Origin of the sequence: Rhizomicrobium sp., assembly GCA_037200045.1 — a bacterium.
Lineage (GTDB): Bacteria > Pseudomonadota > Alphaproteobacteria > Micropepsales > Micropepsaceae > Rhizomicrobium.
On the sequence record JBBCHM010000002.1, the window covers coordinates 609,943 to 631,245 of the forward strand.

Below are 21,303 nucleotides of genomic sequence, written 5' to 3' on the forward strand. Positions count from 1 at the left end.
GGCCTTTAGAAATCCGCGAAGCCGCCCTTGGCGATGCCGGCGTTGCGGAATGCCGTCACCACGCGCGGCGCGACAAGCGCCGCCAGTTCGTCGGCATAGCGATAGCCCGGCGCCGAGCCGGGATAGGAACCCGTCGCCGGGTGCAGATAGATCTCGCTGAGCCCCTCGGGCAGGTTCTCGATCAGTCCCAGCACCCGCGCCGCCGTCATCGCGCCGGACCACGCCAGGCCGAACACCTGGTCGGGCACGCGCATCCCGGCGGCGCGCAGCCGCGCCCGCGCCAGCGTCGCCCAGGGCGCGGTGGCGAGCGCCGACGGCAGCTTCACGGTTGGATCGGCCTTGCGCAGCACGTCGTTGGGCTCCAGCGGCACGCGCATCGCGCGCAGGCCATGCGCCTTGCCGACGCGCAGGATCGCCGACGCGATGGTCGGATGCAGATGGAAATGCTTGTGCGTGTTGGCGTGGTCGAGCGGCAGTCCCGTCGCGCGGAACGCATCGAACTGCGCCTCGATTTCGGCTTCGAGCTGGCGGCGGACCTTGGGGCGGAAGAACATGTTCGCGGCCGAGGCCGCCATGTCGCTGCGGAAATTCCCCGACGCATCGATGAGATCGGGCACGGCCGAAGCCGGCAGCGTCGGCCTGCCCTCGACGAGGACGACATGCAGCCCGACGCGCAGGCGCGGCAAGGCGCGGGCGCGCGCCACCGCGTCGCCGGCGGCGGGCGCCGAGACCATCAGGCTCGCTGCGGTGAGGATGCCGTTGGCATGCGCCTCTTCGACCGCGTCGTTGACTTCGCGAGCGGCGCCGAAATCGTCGGCCGTGACGATGAGGGATTTCAAGGCGCGTTGTCGGGGCTGCGCCCCAAACAAACGATGTCATGGCCCGCGAATGCGGGCCATCCAGGTGACATCGATACCGATCGAGCGGACAAAGACGGAGCACTTCCTGAGATGGCCGACCACGTTCAACTGGGTGGCCCGCATTCGCGGGCCATGACACCAGTAGCACGTTAGGAGACTATCATGTCTTCGCGGTTCCTGAGGAACTGGAAGAACTCCATGCCTTCGCGCAACCGGCGCACCAGCATGTCGCGGCTGGTCAGCATCTCCTTGACGATCTCGATGATCTTGGACGGGCGGAAATAGAACTTCTTGTAGAAGTCCTCCACCGAATCGAAGATCTCGGTGTGGCCGAGATGCGGATAGTTGAGCGGCGCGATCTGCGTGCCGTCGTCGGTCAGAAGATCGACGTCCGACGCGAACCAGCCGTTCTCCTTGGCCTGCTTGTAGAGGAACGTCCCCGGATAGGGCGCGGCCAGCGACACCTGGATGGTGTGCGGGTTCACTTCCTTGGCGAAGGCGAGCGTCTCCTGGATCGTCTCGCGGGTCTCGCCCGGCAGGCCCAGGATGAAGGTGCCGTGCACCACGATGCCGAGCTCGTGGCAATCCTTCGAGAACCGCTTGGCGACGGGAACGAGCAGGCCCTTCTTGATGTTGTGCAGGATCTGCTGGTTGCCGGATTCATAGCCGACGAGCAGAAGGCGCAGCCCGTTCGCCTTCATCACTTCCAGCGTCTTGCGCGGCACGTTCGCCTTGGCGTTGCACGACCACACAACGTTCAGCGGCCCGAGCGCGCGCGCGAGCTGCTCCACGCGGTCGTGATTGTCGGTCAGCGTGTCGTCGTCGAAGAAGATCTCCTTCACCTCGGGGAAATTCTCCTTGACGTATTTCACGTCCGCCACCACGCGGTCGATCGACATGAAGCGGTATTTGTGCCCGCCGATGGTCTGCGGCCACAGGCAGAAGGTGCAGCGCGATTTGCAGCCGCGGCCGGTGTACCAGGACATGTAGGGATGCATCAGGTAGCCGCCGAAATACTGCTTAACGTCGAGCTGCTTGTAGAGCGGCAGCACCGAGGGCAGCTTGTCCATGTCGACCAGGATCTCGCGCTCGGGATTGGAGACGATCTCGCGCGCCGCGTTGCGATAGGTCAGGCCGGTGATGGTGGACCAGTCGGCGCCGTTCGCCAGCTCCTGGATCGTGAAGTCGTATTCGTTGCGCGCGACGAAATCGAGCGCGCCGCAGGCTTCCATGCTCTCGACCGGCTCGACCGCCACCTTGGCGCCGATGAAGCCGATCTTGGCGGTCGGATTGATGTCGCGGATCATCGCCGCCGTCTTGCAGTCCGACTTGAAGCTGGGCGTGGAGGTATGGATCACGATCAGCTCGTGCGACTTCACATCCTCCTCGATGTCCTTGAACGACAGATTGTGCGGCGGCGCGTCGATCAGCTTGCTCCCGGGCACCATGGCGGCGGCCTGCGCCAGCCAGGTGGGGAACCAGAACGACTTCACCTCGCGCTTCATCTGGTAGCGCGCGCCGGCGCCGCCGTCATAACCGTCGAACGAGGGTGCCTGGAGAAAAAGCGCTTTCATACCGACCTCTACAATTGCGACATGGCGCCGGAAGGTTCGACTTTCAAGCGGGTGCCGCGCCAGGCCACCTTCTGACCGAAAAACGACGTAATGAAAACAGCCAGCGAGAGGGTGTCGCGGATCGGCAACAGCCAGCTCGGCCCGGAAGCCGCGCCGAAGGCCTTTTCCACACGCCGCTTAAGGATAAAACGGGCAAACAAAGCCGCCGCGACCGCGACGATCCCGGGGACGGTTCCGCCGAGAAGGCCGAGCGCGATCAGCGCGACCGGCACCGGGAAGGTCACGATGGTTCCCAGATGCGAGCCCGGGCGCAGGATGCGCACGGTGCGGCTCCAGCGCAATTCGTGGTGGAAGAGGTCGCGCAGCGTCTCCTCGGTGCAGCGATGCGTCACCGCCATCGGCAGCACGCGCACGCGCATCCCGCGATGGCGGATGGCGCGGCCCATCTCGTAATCGTCGGCCAGGTAATTGGAGAACGCGTCGAAGCCGCCGATCAGATCGAGCGTCGTCCTGCTGAGCGCGATGGTCGAGCCGAGGCAGGCATCGGCGACGCCCCACCAGGTGCCGAAGATCATGTTGGGCAGAAACTCATAGGACGTGCCCATCGCGGCGAGCGTCGACCAGGCGCTGGCGCCGGCGCGGCCGGTATAGGGACAGGTCACCGCCCCGATGCCCGGCTGGCGCAGCGCGCCGACCACCCGGCGCAGATAATCGCGCGGCACGGAGATGTCGCTATCGCTCAGCACCAGCACGCCGTGCTTGGCATGCTCCATCATGTTGATCAGGTTGCAGACCTTGGCGTTGGAGCCGTAGCGGCGCGGATCGATCACCAGCGCGATGTCGATGCCGGGATGGCGCGCCTTCAGGTGGTTCACCACCGCGATCGCCGGATCGGCCGCGTCCTGCACGCCGAACACGATCTGGATCGGCGCGGGATAATCCTGCGCGAGGAAGGTATCGAGATCCTCTTCGAGCCCGACCGAATCGAAATGCAGCGGCTTGAGCAGCGTGACCGGCGGAAACGCGCTCGGCGCCGGCGCGGCGACGGCGGCGAAGCGCCCCACGATGCTCGCGGCCAAGAGGGTGTAGAGCGCGCCCGCCAGAGACAACGCAACCAAAAGCCAGCCAAGGCTGTGCAACGGCACATGCATGCGAAAGCGCTCCACCCATCCCGGCCCCCACCGGGATCGTGCCTACATTCGCATTTTCCGGGGGCTTAGTGAATTCTCGGCCATGAACCGCGGTTAAGACAGTTCCGGCCGGTCCCGGAGCGTCGCCGCTCCGGGGCCCGTGACCAGATCAGTCATTCCCACCGGAGGGCGGCGGGGGCGTGGCCGGAACGGCCTGCCAGGGATGCGTGCACGTCGCCACATACGGATAGAAGCCGGCCGGGGCGTCGCAGTGATACCAGTAGCCCGGCACCTGCGCCGGCGCGACATTGCCGGGCGCCACATCCGGCGTCGGCGCCGAATCGTCCGGAAAGTCGTCGTAGTAGTAGGGCGGCGGGCCGTAATAGCCGTAATCGTCCCAATAGGGCGAACTGTAGTACAGAGCGCCCAGGCCGAAGCCGAGACCGACGCCATACCCGAAGCCGCCATAACCGCCATAACCATGGCCGTAATGACCGCCGTAATGGCCACCGCCGTGACCGCCGTGACCGCCAAAATGACCGCCACCATGGCCGCCGCCGAAATGACCGCCGCCGCCACCGCTGAAATGACCGCCTCCGCCACCTCCGCCGTGACCGCCGGCGGCCTGCGCCGCCCCGGAAAGTCCCGAAATGGACAATCCGATGGCAAACAGAATTGCTGTGACCTTACTCATCGTGTGGCCTCTCTAGCCAATGCAAGCCCTCACCGCCGAGAGCTATGCAGGCGCGTCTGGTGGTTCAACGCGCGGCGACAGTCTGCGACACGCGTTTTGACGCGCCGCCGGGGCGGCATTCGCGACGACCGGCCTTGGCAAGCGCCGGATCGGATTGGCGAAACACGGGAATTGCCGCACCGCGGCAGGCTCTTATGAGACTTATATTTGCCGCCGGCCGCGACATGGACTATCTCCAATCGCGGTCGGGCGCGCGAAGGGGACGGGAATGAGCCAGGACACGGCCCTGGTCCTGTGGGCGCTTCTGGCGCTGCAGGCCAAGCATTTCCTGTGCGATTTCGTGCTGCAGACCGCCTACCAGGTGCGCACCAAGGCCCTTTATGGCCATCCCGGCGGCTTCATCCACTCCGGGCTGCACATCCTGGGCACGATCCCGGCGCTGATCATCCTGAACGCGTCGCTGCAGACCGCGGCGCTGATCCTGATCGTGGAATTCGCGATCCATTATCACACCGACTGGACGAAGGCCTTCATCGACCGGGTCTATCGCTGGGGCCCGACGGACCAGCGCTACTGGATCCTGTTCGGCACCGACCAGTTCGTGCACCAGCTCACCTATCTCGGCATCGTCTATGTGCTGATCGCGGGCGTGGCGGGATAGAGCGGCCCCTCAGGGCGCGTGGGTCTCCGACCACAGCACGCGGCTGAAGAAGGTCTTCATCCGGGCCATCAAATCCCTTTCGACGGCGGCGACCTGAATGGTCTTCTGGGCGATCGCCGCGCGCTCCTGCTCGCGCCTGGCGAGCACATGGCTGAAGCGCTCCAAGAGGTTGGGAGACTTCCGCAGCAGCGCCTCGATCGGGTCCTTGGTGATCTCCAGCGCGCGCAGCCGGGTCAGCGCCGTCACCGTCGCGTTGCGCGGCGCGCCGGTCATCAGCGACATTTCTCCGACCACGTCGCCGGTGGCCAGCACCGCGACCTCGCGCGGATCGTTGTTCTGGCCGAGCACGCTGACCCGCGCCGCGCCTTCCAGGATGATGAACATCGAGGAGGCCGAATCGCCCTGCACCATCAGATTGGCGCCGCGCGCGAACTCCGCCGGACGGCTGAGATGCGCCAGCTCGTGCGACTGCTCCTCGTCCAGCACCCGGCTGAACAGGCTGGCATGCTCCAGCGCGGCGCGCTTCTCGTTCTGGTCGAGCACCAGATCGATGACCGGCTCCTTCACCAGCTCGATCTGCGTCACCGGCTGCGGCATGCGGTTCTGGATGATCACGTCCTGCAGCGCGGCGATGACCACCGATTTCGCGGCGCCGGGCTCGATCTGGTCGGGAAAGAAATAGAAGCGCACCTCGTAATAGAGCCCATCGCTGGTGAGCTTGGTCAGGATCACGCTCGGCTCGGGCGTGCGCGCCAGGCCCGGCCGGCGCACCGCCTTGAAGGCCTCGCCCAAAAGCATGTCGATCACGCGGTCCGACGGCATGCGGTTGTCGATCGCCACCTCCACCGACAGCCGCTTGGCGTCCGCCGGGCGGCTGTGGTTCATCACCGCGTTGTTGGTCGCGATATGGTTGGGCACCATCACGCGCCGTCCGTCGTCGAGCGCCAGGAAAGTCGAGCGCCACGTCATGTGCGTGACGCGGCCGTAGATCGGCTCGGGAATCTGGTCGGAATAGATCGTCAGCCAGTCGCCCAGCGAATAGGAGCCGTCGAGATTGATGGCGAGGCCCGAGAACAAATCCTGGATCGTGGTCTGCAGCGCGATGCCGAGCACGACGGCGGTGGCGCCGGACGCGGTGACGAAGCCGGTGAAGGAGAAGCCCTCCTCCCACCACAGGCCGAGCGACAGGCCGAGCAGGACCAGCGCGACGGTCAGGATGTCCTGGATGAGGGCCGGCGTCTCGCGGTTGAGCCGGCGCTGCAGATAGCGCACCCAATAGAAACGGCGGATCAGCGCGTCGGCCAGCAGGGTGGCGCCGACCACGATGGCGACCGAGAGCCCGCGGGCGATCTCGTCCGCCACCTCGGCCGTCACCGCGCCCCCCAGCGCCATGGGCCCCCAGATGCGGGCCGCGAGGAGCACGACGAGCGCTGCGGCGTACCAGACGATCATTTTTCGGTCATCTTGATCTTGACGCCGGTTTCGCCCTGCGACAGGCGCTCGAGATAGAAATGCGCCAGCGGATCGTCCGGCCGTTCCTTGGCCAGCGCCGCGAACAGGGCGATCGCGTCGCCATGGCCGTCATGCGTCGCGTCATAGGCGGCCTGATAGCGCGCGAGATAGTCCGCGCCATAGGCGCCATCGTGCAAGGGCTCCCACACGTCGAGCGCCTCCGTCTTGCCCTTCAGGATTACCGATCCGATCGGGCGGAATGCGATTCCCTTACATAGCACGCGGGTGGCGCCGCTGACACAGACGCGGGTGCCGAAGGTCTTGTTGAGGCCCTCCAGCCGCGAGGCGGCGTTCACCACGTCGCCGGACGCGGTGTAGCTGAACTTGTCGCGGGAGCCGAAATTTCCGACCGCGGCCGCGCCGGTATGGGCGCCGATGCGGGTGATCCCTAAGGGCACGCCCTCGGCGTTCATCTTCCTGCGGTAATCCTCCGTGAACGTGTCGAGGTCGAGCATGCAGCGTACGCATTTGGTCGCGTAGTCGTCGACGTCCACCGGGGCGTTGAAGATCGCCATGATGGCGTCGCCGATGAACTTGTCGATATAGCCCTGATGCACCTTCACGGCGGAGGTCATGCCGTCGAGATAATTGTTGAGGATGCGTCCGACCTCCTGCGAGTCGAGGCCCTCCGCCAGCGTGGTGAAGCCCGCGATGTCGCTGAACAGGATGCTCATCTCGCGCCGCTCGCCACCGAGCTTGAGCCTGGTCGGATCGTCGACCAGTTGCTGCACCAGCTCGGGCGCGAGGTAGAGCGAGAAGGTGCTGTGGATGAAGGCGCGCTGCTGGCGGGCCGCGAGGCCGGCGATCGAATCGACGCCGGCGAAGGAGCCCGCGATCGCGATCGACGGCGCGATCAGCCCGATGATGATCCCGGCGCGTTCGTAGAGCACGAAGACGCCGAGATACCACAGGAGCAGGATCGCGACGCCGACCAGCCCGGCGCGCAGCCAGAGCGGCCATTCCAGCGTGCCGAGCAGGGCGCCGAGCAGCGCGATCAGGATCGTGAGCGCGAGATTCTCGCCCCAGGAAAGTTGCGGCGGGGCGCGGTGATGCAGGAACTGCGAGATGCCGTGCGCCAGGACCTGGATGCCGGGCATGGTGGCGCGCGGATCGCCCGGATCGGTGGCGAAGGGCGTGCGGTGCTGATCGACCAGCGTGAGATGCGAGCCGATCAGCACGACCTTGTCCTTGAAGATCGTCTCCGGAAGGATCGTCGGCGCCGGAATGCAGGCCGGCCCCAGGCAGGCCGGCAGCTCCGAGAAAGCCGGCTTGTTCTCGCCTTCGTCGGCGTGCCAGACGATCGGAACCTGCGCGTCCGGGGTCTCGATGCCGGCGATCTGCGCCGCGCGGCGCTGCACGCTGAGCAGGCGTTCGCCGCCGGAGGTGATGCCGCCGGGATTGATCCAGCGCACCGTGTCGGTCTGGTCGGTGCCGAGATTGGGCAGCGCGCGATCCTTGGCCGGGACGAAGGCGTTGAGATAGGCGGTCTGGTCGGCGCTGACGGTCGAGCCCGCTTCGTAATAGCTGACGACCAGCGGCGTCTTCATCCGCAGCAGCGCCTGGCGCAGCGCGTCGTCCTTGTCCGTCTCGGTGGGGCTGTCGAACAAATAGTCGAGCACGACCGCCTTGGGATGCTTGGCGTCGAGCGCGGTCAGCAATTTCGCCAGGAAGCCGCGGTCGAGCGGCGAGCGATAGGGAAAGTGCTGCATCACGCCTTCGTCGACGCTCAGGATCAGCAGGTCGGGGTCCTGCGGCTCGGGCGGCGTCTTGAACGCGATCTGCCAGTCCTCGACGAAGCGTTCGGCGCTGGTGAGGAAGGAGATGCGATTGACCGCATAGGTCGCGAGGAACGCCATGGCGAGCGCCACCGCGAGGGCGGTGGCGGCCTTGTGGCGAGCCAGGACCTTCAGGCGGCCGATCAGTGCATTCATTTGCGCGGTCGAAGCAATGCCTCGGCCTGCGCCTCGCAGCCCTTTTGCAGCATCCAGGCGGCGCGCATCTGGTCGTTGCCCAAGCTCGACGGCACCGTGTTCATCGCCAGCGCGTATTCGGTGCCGGCATAGTTCACCACATAGGCCGCGCCGCCATGCACCGGCACGTCGGTCGTCACCTTCAGCCGGTCGAGCCCGGCCGGCCAATCGGCCCGGGACTTCCAGCTCCGGTCCACCGGCATGACGGCGAGCGCCGTGGCGGTCTTGGCGTCGGGCCGCCAGAAGATGGGGTCCTTGTTCTCCTGGATGCAGACATTGCCGCTGCGCGTGACATCGACCAGCCAGGGATCGGGCAGCGTGTTCGGCGCGGCGCCGCGCGTGACGCCGGCCTCGCCGGTGCGCGCGTTGCGCTCGGTGCCCAGCGCGGCGAGCGTGGCGCCCAGGCTCTTGCCGCTGCCGCCGGCCGAAGGCGGCTGGTTATAGGGTCCGTCGATGGAGAGCGTCGCGCCGGTGTCGGAGATCAGCGTCACATGCTGGCCCTGCTTGAGCACCAGCGGCTTGGTCGAATCGACCGAACTGCCGGGCGCCAGCCCGATGCCGCGCGCCTCGACCACGGTGAGGTTGGCCGCCCGCGCCGCGCCCGTCGCGAGCGCCGCGACCGCGGCGATGGCCAGGAATGTCTTTCGTTCCATCCTCATTGTCCGCTCCCCGACGCACTGGCGGTGCGCGTGACCGTGCCGCTGTCGCCGATCAGCGTGAACGCCGCCCAGTCGAACGGATGCGCCCCGGTCGCGATCGCCGCAAGCTGGGCCTGGCGCAGATCCTCGGCCAGGTCGCGCGACGGATCCTTGGCGTAGCGCGCGAAGACGCCGGTCATCAGCGTCTCCGTCGCCGCCGAGGGCACTTCCCAATGGCTCGCCAGCACCGCGCGGGCCCCCGCGTTGAAGAAGGCATCGGCGAGGCCTTCGAGCGCGCCGCCGCCGAATTTGGTGCCGCCCTCCGCCGCCGTGTTGCAGGCCGACAGCACGACGAGATCGGCGTTCAGCTTCAGCCCGGCGATCTCGCTGGCGCTCAAGAGCCCGTCCGACGCGGCCGACGAGGCGGCGGCGGGCGGCGGCGACAGCACCAGGCCCGGCTCGGCCTGGCAATGCAGCTCGCCCGGCAGCATGCCATGGGTCGCGAAATAGAGGACGGCGTATTGGTCGAGGCCCGCGCCGCGCACCGCGGCTTCGCTGGCGCCGGCGCCGGTGAGGATCGAGCCCGGCTGGGCGCCCAGCGTGCGGCCGACCGCTTCGACCTCGTTCGCGGTCTCGGGCAAGGGCGGCAAAGCGCGCAGCAAGGCGGGATCGGCGGCGCCGCCGTCCTGGCACGCCGAGGCCAGCGCCGACAGCGCCTTGGGCCCGGTGGCGCCGGTGAAGCTGGGATTGCCGACGCCGAAGAACGGGCGCGGCGCGCGCGCGACCCGGGCGCCGCGCAAGGCGGCCAGCGCGCGCGGCGACGGCACTTCGCTGACGGCGAAACGGCGCACCAGCCAGTCGGCGTTGGCATAGCCGTCCTTGGGCTCGGCGGTCACGAGCAGCGCCGGCGGCAGGCTGTCGAGCGCGCCGCCCGGCGCCACGATCAGATGGCTCGCATTGGCCAGCGCCGGCTCGACCGGCGCGACGAGTTCGCGATAGAGCGCGTAGCTCGACTTCAGGCTGAAGTCGGGAAGCCGTCCGAGCTTGGGCACGAACGCCGCCCGCAGATTCGCGACATCGTCGGCCAGGCTCTGCGTCGTCGCCGCGAGCGGCGCCGTCACCAGCCCGCTCGGCGTCGTCACCAGCGCATAGCTGCCCTTGGCGCCGATCACGAAGGAGAGGAACGCCTCACCCGGCGCGAGCAGCTTCTCGAAATCCGCCAGCTCGACCGGGCCCGGATCGGCCAGCCGCGCATAGGCCGGATAGCTCTTGGCGACCTCGCCCGCCAGCGTATCGGCGCTGGCCGAGGCGGCGCGGAAATCGGCGTCGTATTTCGCCGCGAGCGCGGCGTTGCGCTCGTCATTCGGCTTGGCGTTCTCGGCCACCAGTTCGAGCCGCGCATCGTCGCGCGCCGCCTGCGCCTGTTCGAGCTGGCGCACCAGGGCGGACAGCGCCGCGTCGCCTGCCGCCTGGCGCGCCGCGACGCGGGCGATGGTGCGGTCGGCGAGATCGGAGGCCGCGAGCTGCGCGGCGCGGAACATGTCGGCGTCGAGCGCCGCCTTCTGCGCCGGGTCCTGCGCGCCCAGCGCGGCGGCCGCGGCGAGAAACGGCACGATCTGGTCGGAGACGATCTGCGAGCGGGCGATCGGATCCTTCGCCAGGATCGCGAAGGCGGCGCGGAACGACGCGACCGACGCGGCATAGACCTGCTGCTCGGCATAGAACCGCCCGAGCCGAAGCTGGGCCCGCGCCGTCGGCGCGGTGTCGCCGAACAATTTCTTGTCCATCCCCAAGGCATCGGTGAAGTCGCGCTCGGCGACGACGACGCGGCCCTGCGCGGCATTGACCTCGCCCATCAGCGAAATCATCTCGGGACGCCACCACAGCGGCAGGCCCGGCTCCTCGGTGATGATCCAGAGCGCCTCTTCGGCGGCGGCCTGCGCGCTCGCATTGTCGCCCAGCCGGAGCGCCATCTCCGCCTCGATGCGCAGCGAATGCGCCAGTTCGCCTTCGAGCGCCACCGGGGCGACATATTCGCTGCCATTGGCGTCGGCCACGGCGGCGGCGCGGGCGGCATCGACCTCGCCGCGGCGCAGCGCGGTGGCGGCGCGGGCGTATTTCAGCGCGTCCTCGTATTTGCGCTGATTGGCGGCGTCGAGCGCCTGGTAGGACGCGAAGCGCGCCCGCGTCGAGACGCCGGCCGCGCCCTCGATGATCGGCGAGGCGCGGCGGAACAAAGCGGCGGCTTCGTCGAAACGGCCCTGGTTGGAGACCTGCAAAGCCAGTTCCGCCAGCGTCTCGCCGACGGCCTGCGAATTGGCGCCATACTGCGCGGTCTGGATGTCGAGGACGTGGCGATAGGCGTCTTCCGCGCCGGCGTAGTTGTCGGCACCGCTGTAGAGCCGCGCGGATTCGACATAGGTCTTGAGCGCGTCGGGTCCGTTCGCCGGGGCTTGACCATAGGCGGCGGCCCCCAGGACAAGAGCGCAGGCCAGAAGCAGGGTGGATCGCCGCCGCATCATTGCCACAGGGCCTCGTTGCCCCAGCTGGAGAAGTCCTGGTCCGCCGGCGGGACGGCATGGACGGTATGGCCCGCGCTGGTCGGGTTCATCTGGGTCAGCATGCCCGCGAGGATGGCCTGGGTCACGCCCGCCTTCTTCGCGCCGTCGAGCGAATCGGCGATGACCACCGTCGCGCCGTCCGACGTGTTCGACGTCGAGCTGTCGCCGGAGTTGCCGCTGAGCGAGGCGAGCGGACCGGGCGGCGGCGGCGTGTTGGTCTCGATATGGGCCGCGAGCGCCGCGGCGCCGCCATTCTGCTCCACCGCCGGCACCACCACGGTGTCGATCGTCGTGAGCGTGCTGTTGCCGGTGGGCTTGGTGTTGGCGATGGTGGTCACGACGACGCCGAGCGTGCCCGGATCGTTGCCGATCTCCGACGGCGGATTGGCGCCGGTGATCGTGCCGCTGGTCGTGCCCTTGCCGGTGAAGTTGCCGATCGTGGCCTGCGAATGCGCGCCGGTGCCCGACGTGTAGGTGATGGCGCCGTTGGCGTCGATGACGACGTTGCCGCTGATCGTGCCGAAGGAACTGTGCGAGGCATCGCCATTGCCGATCAGCGAATAGCCGTTGGCGCCGCCGCCGGCCAGCGCCAGATCGGCGACGGTGACGTCGCCCGTCACCGTGAAGTTCGCGGCCGTCGTGGTCGGCCCGGAATTGACGGCATAGCCGCCATTGCCGATTTGGGCATAGGCGTTGGGACCCGCGCCGGCGGTGAGCGCGATCGCGCCGTTCGGCCCGTTCGGCGCGAGGACGGCGATGACGCCGGAATCCGTGCCGCCGGCCGCGGCCGCCGCGTTGAGGTTGCTCTGGCTGCCGCCATTGCCGATCTGGGCATAGGCGTCGATGCCGTTGCCGGTCAGCGTCACCGCATGGGCGGCCGTGACGGTGATGTTCCCGCCATTGACCGCTTGTCCGCCGGCGAGGCTGAGGCCGCTCTTGTAGCCGCCCTGGCCGATCTGGACATAGGCGGCCGTTCCCGCGCCGGCCGTCAGCGTCAGGTTCGCCGCGGTCAGGCCGATGGCGCCGCTGTTGCTGTAGCCGGTCGAGCCGGTGTTGGACTCCGCGCCGCCATGGCCGATCTGGGCATAGGCTTCGCCGCCCGCGCCGGCCGTCAGCACGATATTGCCGCCGGCGGCGATCGAAATGGCGCCGCTGTTGTTGCCGCTCGCCTTCTGGCCGCCATTGCCGATCTGGGCGAAGGCGCCGCTCGCGCCGCCGCCGGTCAGCGTCACCGCGCCGGTCGTGGTCACCGCGATGGCGCCCGAGCCATGGCCGTTGAAGCCGAGCTGGGCATAGCCGTTGACGGCGGACAGCGCGAGGCTCGCGCCATAGACCGAGATCGTGCCGCCGGCGCTGCCGATGGCGACGCCGCCCTTGGCGGAGCTGCCGCCGATGGTCACGCCCTTGGCGCCGCCGCCGAAGACGCCGGACTGGCCGAAAGAGGCGGGCGCCAGCGTATGGCCGTCCCAGCCGGCGACGAGATTGATCGCGCCGCTGCCGGCGTTCTGGATGGAGCCGGCGATCACCAGATTGCCCGCGGTCAAAAGGTTCAGCGTGTGGCCGGACGTGTAGCTGAAGTTTCCGGCCGTTCCCTGGTCGCCCGTGGCGGTGAAGCCGAGCGTGACGTCGCCGCCGCCGAGCGCGGCGCCGACGATATCGGCGGTGCGGCTGGCTTGGTTGCCGCCGACATTGCCGGCGACGAGAACGAGGTTGCCGGTCTCGCTGCCCGCATTGGCGACATTGCCGAGCCAGGCGATGGCGTTGCCGGCATCGGTGAAGATCGCGTTGCCGCCGACGCGCACGTCGATGTCGCCGGTGACGTTGCCGCTCACATCCGTGCCGAGCGAGCCGTTGCCGAGCAGGGCGTTGCCCGCGCCGCCGACGAGGTTCAGGTCATGCAGCGTGACGAGCTTGATCGACCCGCCGCCCGCGCCGTGATAGCCGAGCTGGGCCGCGCCATTCGTGCCCAGGATGTCGACGCTCGACGCATAGACCGCGAGCGCCCCGCTCTTCGAGCCGACCGCGACGATGCCGCTGGACCCGCCGATGGCGACCCTGCCGCCGCCATTGCCGTAGACGCCGCCGGCGCCGAACTGCGCCGGGTTGGTGGTCGTGCCGTCCCAGCCGGCGACCACCGTGATCGCGCCGCCATTGCTCTGGATCGATCCGACGAAGGCGAGATCGCCCTTCGACAGCAGCGTCAGGTCGCCGCCGACGGCGGACGCGCCGATGGAGGCGCCCAGCGTGTCGGCGAAGCTCGCCGCGCCGGGCGTGGTGAACGACACGAGACCCGACACCGCGTTCGCGGCATTGCTCAGCACGATGGCACCAGCCGTCGTCGCGACCGAGAGCCCGGTGCTCTGCAGCGACCCGCTCTGGCTCACCGCGCCGCCGGCCGAAAGCGTCAGCGTCCCGCCGACGCTCGATGCGCCGAGCGTCACTCCTGTTGAGTCCGCAATCGTCGCGTCGCCGAAGGACGAGAGCGTCAGCGCCGCGAAGGAATTGCCGCTGTTCGTCAGCACGATGGTGCCGCCATTGGCCGTCGCGTTCAGCGCCGCGGCATCGATCGCGCCGCTCTGCGCGATGCCGGCCGCGTCGACCAGTGTCAGCGTACCGCCGACATTGGCGCCGGCGACCGTCACGGCCGTCGAGTCCGCCACGCGGGCCGCGCCGGCCGTGGAAAGGGTCAAGGACGAGAAGGCATTGCCGCTATCCGCGAGAACGACGTCGCCGCCATTGGCCGTGGCGGAGACACCGCCGGCCTGGATCGCGCCGGTCTGCGTGATGCCGCCAGCGGAGACAAGCGTGAGCGCGCCGCCGACGCTTGAGGCGGCGATAATCGAAGAGGTCTGGCTCAGCAAAGTCGCATCGCCCGTCGCGTTGAGACTAATCTGCCCATAAATATCGTTGATGCCGTCGAGATCGATCGAACCGGCCGAGGTCGTGAGCGTGAGCGGGCCGGCGGATTCGATGACGCCGCTGCCGTTCTCCCGGATGTCGCCGCCCGCCGACAGCGTAATGCTTAGGTCTGTCCCGGTGCTCGCGCCTTGCAACGTGAACCCGGTCGAATCGGTGACGGCGATCGCGCCGGCCAGGCTCCCCGTGTTGAGCGCGCTGAAGACGTTCTGGCCGTTGGTCAGCGTGACGTTGTCATATGCGGTGGCTTCAAGGTCTCCGGCGACGATCGCGCCGGTCTGCGAGAGCGAACCATGCGACGAACCAAAGCCCGCGCTTCCCGCGCCGACATCGACGCCGGCCAGGACCATGGAACCGTCGCTGTTTACCCGCGCATCGCCGCCGCCGGTCGTCACCGTCGCGACACCGATCTGGTTGGCATCATTGCCCAGCGTGATGTCGGCTCCGCTGGTGGACGCGTTCAACGTTCCGGCGGTGATCGCCGCGCTCTGGGTGATGGCGCCGGCGCTCGACAAGGTCAGCGTGCCACCCACGACTGACGCTCCGAGCGCGACGGCCGAGCCGTCGGTGACGGAGGCGTCGTTCGCGCCCGTCGTGGACAGCGATAGGGCGGCGAAGCTGTTGCCCGCATGGTCGAGCACGATGGCGCCGCTGGTCGCGGTGGCGTTGAGACCGGCGGCGACGATCGCGCCGGTCTGCGAAATGCTCGGGCCGACGAGGGTGAGCGTGCCGCCGACCGTGCCGGCGCCGATCGAGAGGTCGAGCGAGTCGGTAAAGCTGGCCGCGCCCGGCGTGGACAACGATACCGTGCCGGCAACCGCGTTTCCGGCATTGGTCAGCGTGATCGCGCCGGACGCGGTCGAGACGTTCAGCAGGCCGGCGAGGATCGCGCCCGTCTGCGTGACCGCGCCGGCCGCGGCGATCGTCAGATTGCCGCCGGCGAGATCGGCGCCGGCGATGGCGAGGCTCGTGGGCGTCGTCAGGTAGGCGTCGCCGCCGGCCGTGGCCAGCGTCAGCGTATTGGCCGCGATCTGGAGCGGCGCGTTCGAATTGCCGACGGCGCCCGCGGTCAGCGAAAGATCGTCGGCCACGACGGACGCGAAGCCGCTCGCCTGGACCGACGACGCCGCGACGTTCGCGTCGCCCGCATCCGTGTCGGCGCCGAAGATCGAGCCCGAGCCGATCTGCGCGAAATGCGCCGTGTCGGTGCCGCCGTCGAGCGTGAGCGCGCCCAGCGCGATGACGTTCACCGCGCCCGTGCCCGCGCCGTGATAGCCGAGCTGGGCGTAACCCTCGCCGCTTGTCAGCACGATATCGGTGCCGAGCGCGGTGGTCAGGCCGCCGGCGCTTCCCGCCGCCACGTCGTCGCCGGCGATCGTCAAGGTCGAATCGTGCAGGCCATAGGCGTTGGCCGCCAGAAGCACGGCCGAGGAGCCGATCGTGTGCTCGTCCCAGCCGGCCACCATCGTGACCTCGCCGGTGCCCGCATTCTGGATCGATGTACCGATGAGCAGATCGGTGGGCGAGGCGATCGTGAAATCGTGCGGGCTGTTGTAGGCCATCCCGCCGAAGCTGACCTGGCCATCATTGGGATCGATGTAGCCGAAGAAGACGTCGCCGCCGGTGTCGGCGCTGGTGCCCAGATCGGCCACGAGCATGTCGGTCGGCACGGTGCCGAAATCCGTGAGGATCGTGACGTCGCCGCTCGCCTTGCCGTCGCCGCTCGTCACATTGCCGAGCCAGGCGCGCGCGCCGCCGGCGCCGTCGTGGAATCCGGTCGTGCCGAACGGGACCTCGACGTCGATCTTGCCGGAGACGTCGCCGGTGACGTCGCCGCTCAGCGAGCCGTTGCCGATCATCGCGTAGTCGGTCGCGCCGCTGCCGGCCTGCAGCGTCAGATTGCCGGAGACGAACGCATCGATCTCGCCGCCGCCGGCGCCGTGATAGCCGAGCTGGGCGTAGTAGCCGCTCTTCGGCGCGATCGTCAGATCGTCGGCGAGAACCGTCGTGAGCCCGCTCGCCGAACCGACGGAAATGTTTTCGAACTGATTGGCGTTGTCGCCGAGCGTCAGCGCCGTGCCGGCCCGGCCATAGGCCCCGGCCGCCTTGAGATCGGCCGCGCCGCCGACCGTGTGACCGTCCCAGCCGGCGACCAGCGTAACCGCGCCGGTGCCGCCGTTCGTCACGCCGCCGCGCAATGTCAGGCTTCCCGCGGCCGCCCAGGTGAAATCGTTGGAGCTGTTGTAATGGATCCCGCCCAGCGTGATCGGCGTGACCGCCGGATCGGTGAAGCCGAAGAAGACGTCGCCGCCGGTGCCCGGCGCGCCGCCGAGATCGGCCGTCATGTAGTCGCCGCGGAACGAGCCGCCGCGGGTCAGCACCGTGACGTCGCCGCTCTCGCTGTCGCCCGCATCCGCGACATTGCCGAGCCAGCTGCGGCCCACCAGGGCCGAATTGACGTATTTGTCGGTGAAGGTCGTGTAACCGCCGGCGCTGAGCGAGATGTTGCCGGTGACGTCGCCGCCGACATCGCCGTCGAGGCCGCCATTGCCGAGCAGCGCGTCGTAGCCCGCCGCGTTGCCGCCATAGCCCTCGATATTGCCGGTCATGGCGACGACGATGTTGCCGCCGCCGGCGCCGTGATAGCCGAGCTGCGCGGCGCCGTTGTCCGCGTCGAGGTAGAGATTGGCGCCGTAGAGACGCAGATCGCCCTGCGCGGCGCCGATGCCGGCGAAACCGGCGGCGTCATAGCCGCCGATGACGATCGTGCCCTGGTTGTCGACGCCGTATGTTCCGGCCGCGCCGATCGCATTGGGATCGTAGACGCCGTTCCATCCCGCCACGAGCGTGATCGCGCCGCTGCCGGCGTTCTGGAATCCGCCCGCGATGTTGATATCGCCGGCGGACAGCAGGGTCAGCGTGTGGCTGCTGTTGTAGACGCCGCCGTCCGAGAGCGAGATCGCGTTCTGCGGATCGGTCTCGCCGACCGTCACGTCGCCATGCAGGATATTGGCGCCCAGCACGTTGCCGAAGCCGCCATTGGCGTCGTAATTGTCGTCGAAATCGGCGGCGAGCATGGTGAGGTTGCCGCTCGCCTGGCCGCCGGTGCCGGCGACGTTGCCGATGAAGATGGTGACCGGATCGCCGCACTCGCCGCATTCCTCGGTCGCGGTTTCCAGGATGAACGTTCCGCCGGCCGAGAGCTGGATGTTGCCGCCGACCGAGCCGGTGAAATTGGGCGCGGTCGGCTTGCCGTTGCCGATCATGGCGTAGTAGCCGTCCGCGTTCGGATCGCCGCCCAACACATCGATATCGCCGGTCGCCCGGACCGTGATGTCGCCCGTGCCCGCGCCGTGATAGCCGAGCTGCGTATTGCCCCAGACGGCGGCGATGTCGACGTCGCCGCCCAGCACGGTGGTGGCGCCGCCCGCGCTGCCGACGGAGACGTTGCCGCTGGCGTAATCGCCGCCGATGGTGAGCGTCGCGTCGTTGTTGCCATAGGCGCCGGCCTGGCCGAGGACGGCGGGACCGAGCGTGTGGCCGTCCCAGCCCGCGACCAGGGTGATGGCGCCCGTGCCGTCGTTCTTGATCGACCCGACCACATAGACGTTGCCGCCCGCCAGATAGGTGAAGTCGTGCGGGCTGTTGTAGTCCCCGGCGGCCAGGCCGTTATCGCCGGTGCCGCTGAGGCCGATGACGAGGTTGCCGCCGCTGGTCGCGCTCGTCCCCAGATCCTCGACGAACATCGCCTCCGGGCTTGTGCTGGCATTCAACGAACCGGCAAGCACCGTGACGTCGCCGCTCTGGCTGCCGCCGGCGCCGGTCCGGTTGCCGAGCCAGGCCGGCGAACCGGCGCCGGCGCTGCTGGCGAAATTCGTCTGGCCACCCGCCTGAACGGTGATCGCGCCGCTGACCGTCTGCACCGCTGTGCGGCTGGCATCGCCGTTGCCGATCTGGCCATAGGCATTGGCGATCGACGGATCGTAGCCTTCATTGCTGTCGTAGATGCCGCCGCCCGCGATCGCGATGTTGCCGGTCGCCGAGACGTTGATGGCGCTGCTCGCCGTGCCGGCGACGCCCAGGCCGAGATCGCCGATCTGCGCATAGGGCGTGTTGCCGTTCGGCGCCGTCAGACCGTCCCGGCCGCCGATCAGGCAGATATTCGCGGCGCCGTCGAAACAGGCATTGATCCCGGTGAGGCCGTTGTTGCCCGGCACGCCGTTGGCGATCACATTGATCGCGCCGGTCCCGCCGTCCGCGTGGTAGCCGATCTGGGCGTAGCCGGTGAGGCCCTCTATATAGATCTGTCCGGCGCCGACGGTCGTGGTGCCGCCCTTGCTGCCGATGGCCGTTCCGGTGCCGGACGCGCCGACGACGAAGCCGCCATGGCTGCCCGGATTGGTGTCGACGAGGGAGATGTTGGGCGCGCCGACCACCCAGACATTCGCGTTGACCTCGATCCCCTGGCCGTCATCGATTTCGGTGACGAGATTGCCATAGGCGCCCGGCGTGGTGAGCACGTCGGCGGGCGCGACGCTCGGATTCCAGCCCGCGAGGACGGTGAGATCGCCCGTCCCGTCGTTCTGGATCGAATAGGGCAGCGTGATGCTTCCGGTCGAGAGCAGCGTGAACGCGTGCGGGCTGGAGTAGTCGATCGCTCCGACGCCGAGATATTTGTTGATGAAATCGGTCTGCGGATCGGTGACCCCGAACACGACATTGCCGCCGCTGCCGGCGTGCGCGGTGGTGCCCAGATCGGCGAGCAGCATCGCGCCCAGCGGGCCGGCCGTCCCCGAATAGGTCACCTGGCCGACGACGAGCGAGACATTGCCCGCCCCGACGCCGGAACCGGCGGTGAAATTGCCGATCCAGTTGCCCGCACCCGTCCCTTCGCCGGCGAACAGGTTAAGGTCGCCATCGGCCGCGATGTCGATATTGCCGGCGACGTTGCCGGTGACGTCGCCGTTGCGCGCGCCGTTGCCGATCTGCGCATAAGCCCCGTCGGCGGAACCGGCCGAGAGACCGACGGTGTCGGTCGCCCGGACGACGATGGCGCCGCCGCCGGCGCCGTGAAAGCCGATTTGGGCATAGAAATCGTCGTTGCCGACGATCACGGCATCGCCGGCGATCGTCGTCGTGCCGCTGGCGGCGCCGACCGCGACCACACCGTCCGCCGCGTCGCCCACGAAGACCGAGCCGCTGTTGTTGCCGTAGACGCCGGCGGCGGTGAACGACGCCGGAGCGAGCGTCGTGCCGTCCCAGCCGGCGATCACATTGATGGCGCCGCCGCCGCTGACCAGCGTGTTCTGGACCGAGGCCAGGACGTTGATGTCGCCCTCGGACAGCAGGCTGAGCGCGTGCGTGCTGCTGTAGATGACCGGATCGACGACGTCGATGCCGGTGGTCGCTTCGAGCGTCACGTCGGTCGTCGCGAGCGAGCCGGTGATGGTTGCCGGGGTGACGAGCGTCGAATCGGGATCGCATCCCGTGCAGTCGGCGGCGACGACGATGCTGTCCGGATCGAGCAGCCAGGTGCCGGTGGCGCCCTTCGGCGCGCGGGTGTCGACGCTCGCGGTCGGCGCGACATGGAGCGTGTGGCCCGACGTCTCGACCAGCCCGCCATCGCCGCCGGCCGTGCTGCCCTTGGCGCTGACCACGCCGGCGAAATCGGTCGTGCCGTTCGACCACACGACGACCGTGCCGCCATTGCCGGTGTGCGTCGCGTCCGCCTTGATCGTCGCGGTGCCGACGGTGGTGTTCGCGGCGTCCGGCGTCGGGCCGGCGCCGTGCAGGTCGCCGCCGATCCTCACCGTGCCGCCGCCGGCATCGCCGCTGGCGTCGATCTTGGTGCCGTCCGCGACCGTGATATTGCGGCCGGTGACCGTCACATCGCCGCCGGTCGTGCCCGAGCCCGTGCCCGTCGCGCTGACCGTGCCGCCGACGCTCACATCGCCGTCGCCGGCGTCGAGGATGACCTCGCCGTTCTGCACCCGCGCGCTCGACGCCGAGATCATGCCGGTGTTGTTGACGACCGCGTCGGCGACGCCGGCGGCGGCCCGCGCCGTCATCACGACATGGCCCGCCTTGATCGTTCCGGAATTCGAGGCGCCGGTCGGCCCGCTGGTGGCGCGCCCGCCGGGCGTCGTCACCGCGTAGCTCAAAAGGCCGTCGCCCTGGAAATCGATCGTGAAGGCCGAAGCGCCGCCGATCACCACGGTGCCGGTGTCGGCCGAGATCAGTCCGCTGTTCGAGGCGCCGGCGCCCGACAGCACGGCATAGCCGCCGCGCCCGGTGCGGATCGTACCCTGGTTGACGACCGAGGCGCCGGTGCCGCCGGAGAAATTGTAATTGCCCGCCGCGAAATCGCCATCGGCGATGTCGGCGGTGGTGGCGATCAGACCGCCGACGGTGATGCGCGAGCCCTGGCCGAACATCACGCCATTGCCGTTGACGATCCACACCTGGCCGTTGGCGAGCAGGTTGCCGTAGATCGAACTCGGATCGGCGCCGAGGATGCGGTTGAGCGCGATCGAAGACGCGCCGGGCTGCTTGAACTGCACCGTGCCGCCGGCCGCGATGTTGAAGCTGTCCCAGTTGATGACCAGCTTGCCGGTCTTCTGGTCGATCAGCGTCGAATTGGCGCCGTTGCTGGTGATGGTCGCGCTGCCGAGCGCGACGCTGCCGCCGGCCGGCTGGGCCCGCGCCGCGCCGACCGCGAAGGCGCTGAGGCAGCTCGTCCCCAGGAGGAGCATGCGGACGATGGCGGCGTTGGTCTTGTTCATCGTGT

General features: G+C 68.6%; 10 protein-coding genes. 1 reads left to right on the plus strand and 9 read right to left on the minus strand.

The window, feature by feature from the left end:
* Positions 1–5 precede the first annotated feature (5 nt).
* The 4 genes from hpnK to WDM86_18030 form a co-directional block, all read right to left on the minus strand.
* Positions 6–839, minus strand: a complete 834-nt coding sequence (gene hpnK, locus WDM86_18015; GenBank protein MEI9991920.1) for a hopanoid biosynthesis-associated protein HpnK — start codon at positions 837–839, stop codon at positions 6–8.
* Between the two features lie 170 nt (positions 840–1,009).
* The gene (gene hpnJ, locus WDM86_18020) at positions 1,010–2,434 is read right to left on the minus strand and encodes a hopanoid biosynthesis associated radical SAM protein HpnJ (GenBank protein MEI9991921.1); all 1,425 of its coding nucleotides are present in this window, start codon (positions 2,432–2,434) and stop codon (positions 1,010–1,012) included.
* Positions 2,435–2,442: 8 nt separating this feature from the next.
* Entirely contained in the window at positions 2,443–3,585 is a 1,143-nt protein-coding gene (gene hpnI, locus WDM86_18025) for a bacteriohopanetetrol glucosamine biosynthesis glycosyltransferase HpnI (GenBank protein MEI9991922.1), read from the minus strand.
* Positions 3,586–3,733: 148 nt separating this feature from the next.
* The gene (locus WDM86_18030) at positions 3,734–4,258 is read right to left on the minus strand and encodes a hypothetical protein (GenBank protein MEI9991923.1); all 525 of its coding nucleotides are present in this window, start codon (positions 4,256–4,258) and stop codon (positions 3,734–3,736) included.
* Between the two features lie 268 nt (positions 4,259–4,526).
* Here WDM86_18030 and WDM86_18035 point away from each other — a divergent pair, with 268 nt between their 5' ends.
* Positions 4,527–4,919 (plus strand): DUF3307 domain-containing protein, encoded by a 393-nt coding sequence (locus WDM86_18035; protein ID MEI9991924.1) that lies wholly within the window; start codon positions 4,527–4,529, stop codon positions 4,917–4,919.
* Between the two features lie 9 nt (positions 4,920–4,928).
* Here the strand turns inward: WDM86_18035 and WDM86_18040 are convergent, their stop codons facing one another.
* The 5 genes from WDM86_18040 to WDM86_18060 are packed head-to-tail and all read right to left on the minus strand — an operon-like array spanning position 4,929 to position 21,298.
* On the minus strand, positions 4,929–6,371 hold the full coding sequence (locus WDM86_18040) for a mechanosensitive ion channel family protein (GenBank protein ID MEI9991925.1): 1,443 nt from the start codon (positions 6,369–6,371) through the stop codon (positions 4,929–4,931).
* Complete coding sequence (locus tag WDM86_18045; GenBank protein ID MEI9991926.1) at positions 6,368–8,362, minus strand: adenylate/guanylate cyclase domain-containing protein; 1,995 nt, start codon at positions 8,360–8,362, stop codon at positions 6,368–6,370. The genes WDM86_18040 and WDM86_18045 overlap by 4 nt, the downstream gene beginning before the upstream one ends.
* On the minus strand, positions 8,359–9,060 hold the full coding sequence (locus WDM86_18050; GenBank protein MEI9991927.1) for a hypothetical protein: 702 nt from the start codon (positions 9,058–9,060) through the stop codon (positions 8,359–8,361). Before WDM86_18050 ends, WDM86_18045 begins: the two co-directional genes overlap by 4 nt.
* A complete protein-coding gene (locus WDM86_18055; GenBank protein ID MEI9991928.1) occupies positions 9,057–11,558 on the minus strand; it encodes a CHAT domain-containing tetratricopeptide repeat protein in 2,502 nt (833 codons plus the stop codon). The genes WDM86_18050 and WDM86_18055 overlap by 4 nt, the downstream gene beginning before the upstream one ends.
* Entirely contained in the window at positions 11,558–21,298 is a 9,741-nt protein-coding gene (locus WDM86_18060; protein MEI9991929.1) for a filamentous hemagglutinin N-terminal domain-containing protein, read from the minus strand. The genes WDM86_18055 and WDM86_18060 overlap by 1 nt, the downstream gene beginning before the upstream one ends.
* Positions 21,299–21,303 lie beyond the last annotated feature (5 nt).

Excerpts from the sequence above, each read along its gene's own strand:
- WDM86_18030 (MEI9991923.1), bottom strand. The coding sequence starts at position 4,258 with ATGAGTAAGGTCACAGCAATTCTGTTTGCCATCGGATTGTCCATTTCG.
- hpnJ (MEI9991921.1), bottom strand. The coding sequence starts at position 2,434 with ATGAAAGCGCTTTTTCTCCAGGCACCCTCGTTCGACGGTTATGACGGC.
- WDM86_18035 (MEI9991924.1), top strand. The coding sequence starts at position 4,527 with ATGAGCCAGGACACGGCCCTGGTCCTGTGGGCGCTTCTGGCGCTGCAG.
- WDM86_18045 (MEI9991926.1), bottom strand. The coding sequence starts at position 8,362 with ATGAATGCACTGATCGGCCGCCTGAAGGTCCTGGCTCGCCACAAGGCC.
- WDM86_18040 (MEI9991925.1), bottom strand. The coding sequence starts at position 6,371 with ATGATCGTCTGGTACGCCGCAGCGCTCGTCGTGCTCCTCGCGGCCCGC.
- hpnI (MEI9991922.1), bottom strand. The coding sequence starts at position 3,585 with ATGCATGTGCCGTTGCACAGCCTTGGCTGGCTTTTGGTTGCGTTGTCT.
- WDM86_18050 (MEI9991927.1), bottom strand. The coding sequence starts at position 9,060 with ATGAGGATGGAACGAAAGACATTCCTGGCCATCGCCGCGGTCGCGGCG.
- WDM86_18055 (MEI9991928.1), bottom strand. The coding sequence starts at position 11,558 with ATGCGGCGGCGATCCACCCTGCTTCTGGCCTGCGCTCTTGTCCTGGGG.
- WDM86_18060 (MEI9991929.1), bottom strand. The coding sequence starts at position 21,298 with ATGAACAAGACCAACGCCGCCATCGTCCGCATGCTCCTCCTGGGGACG.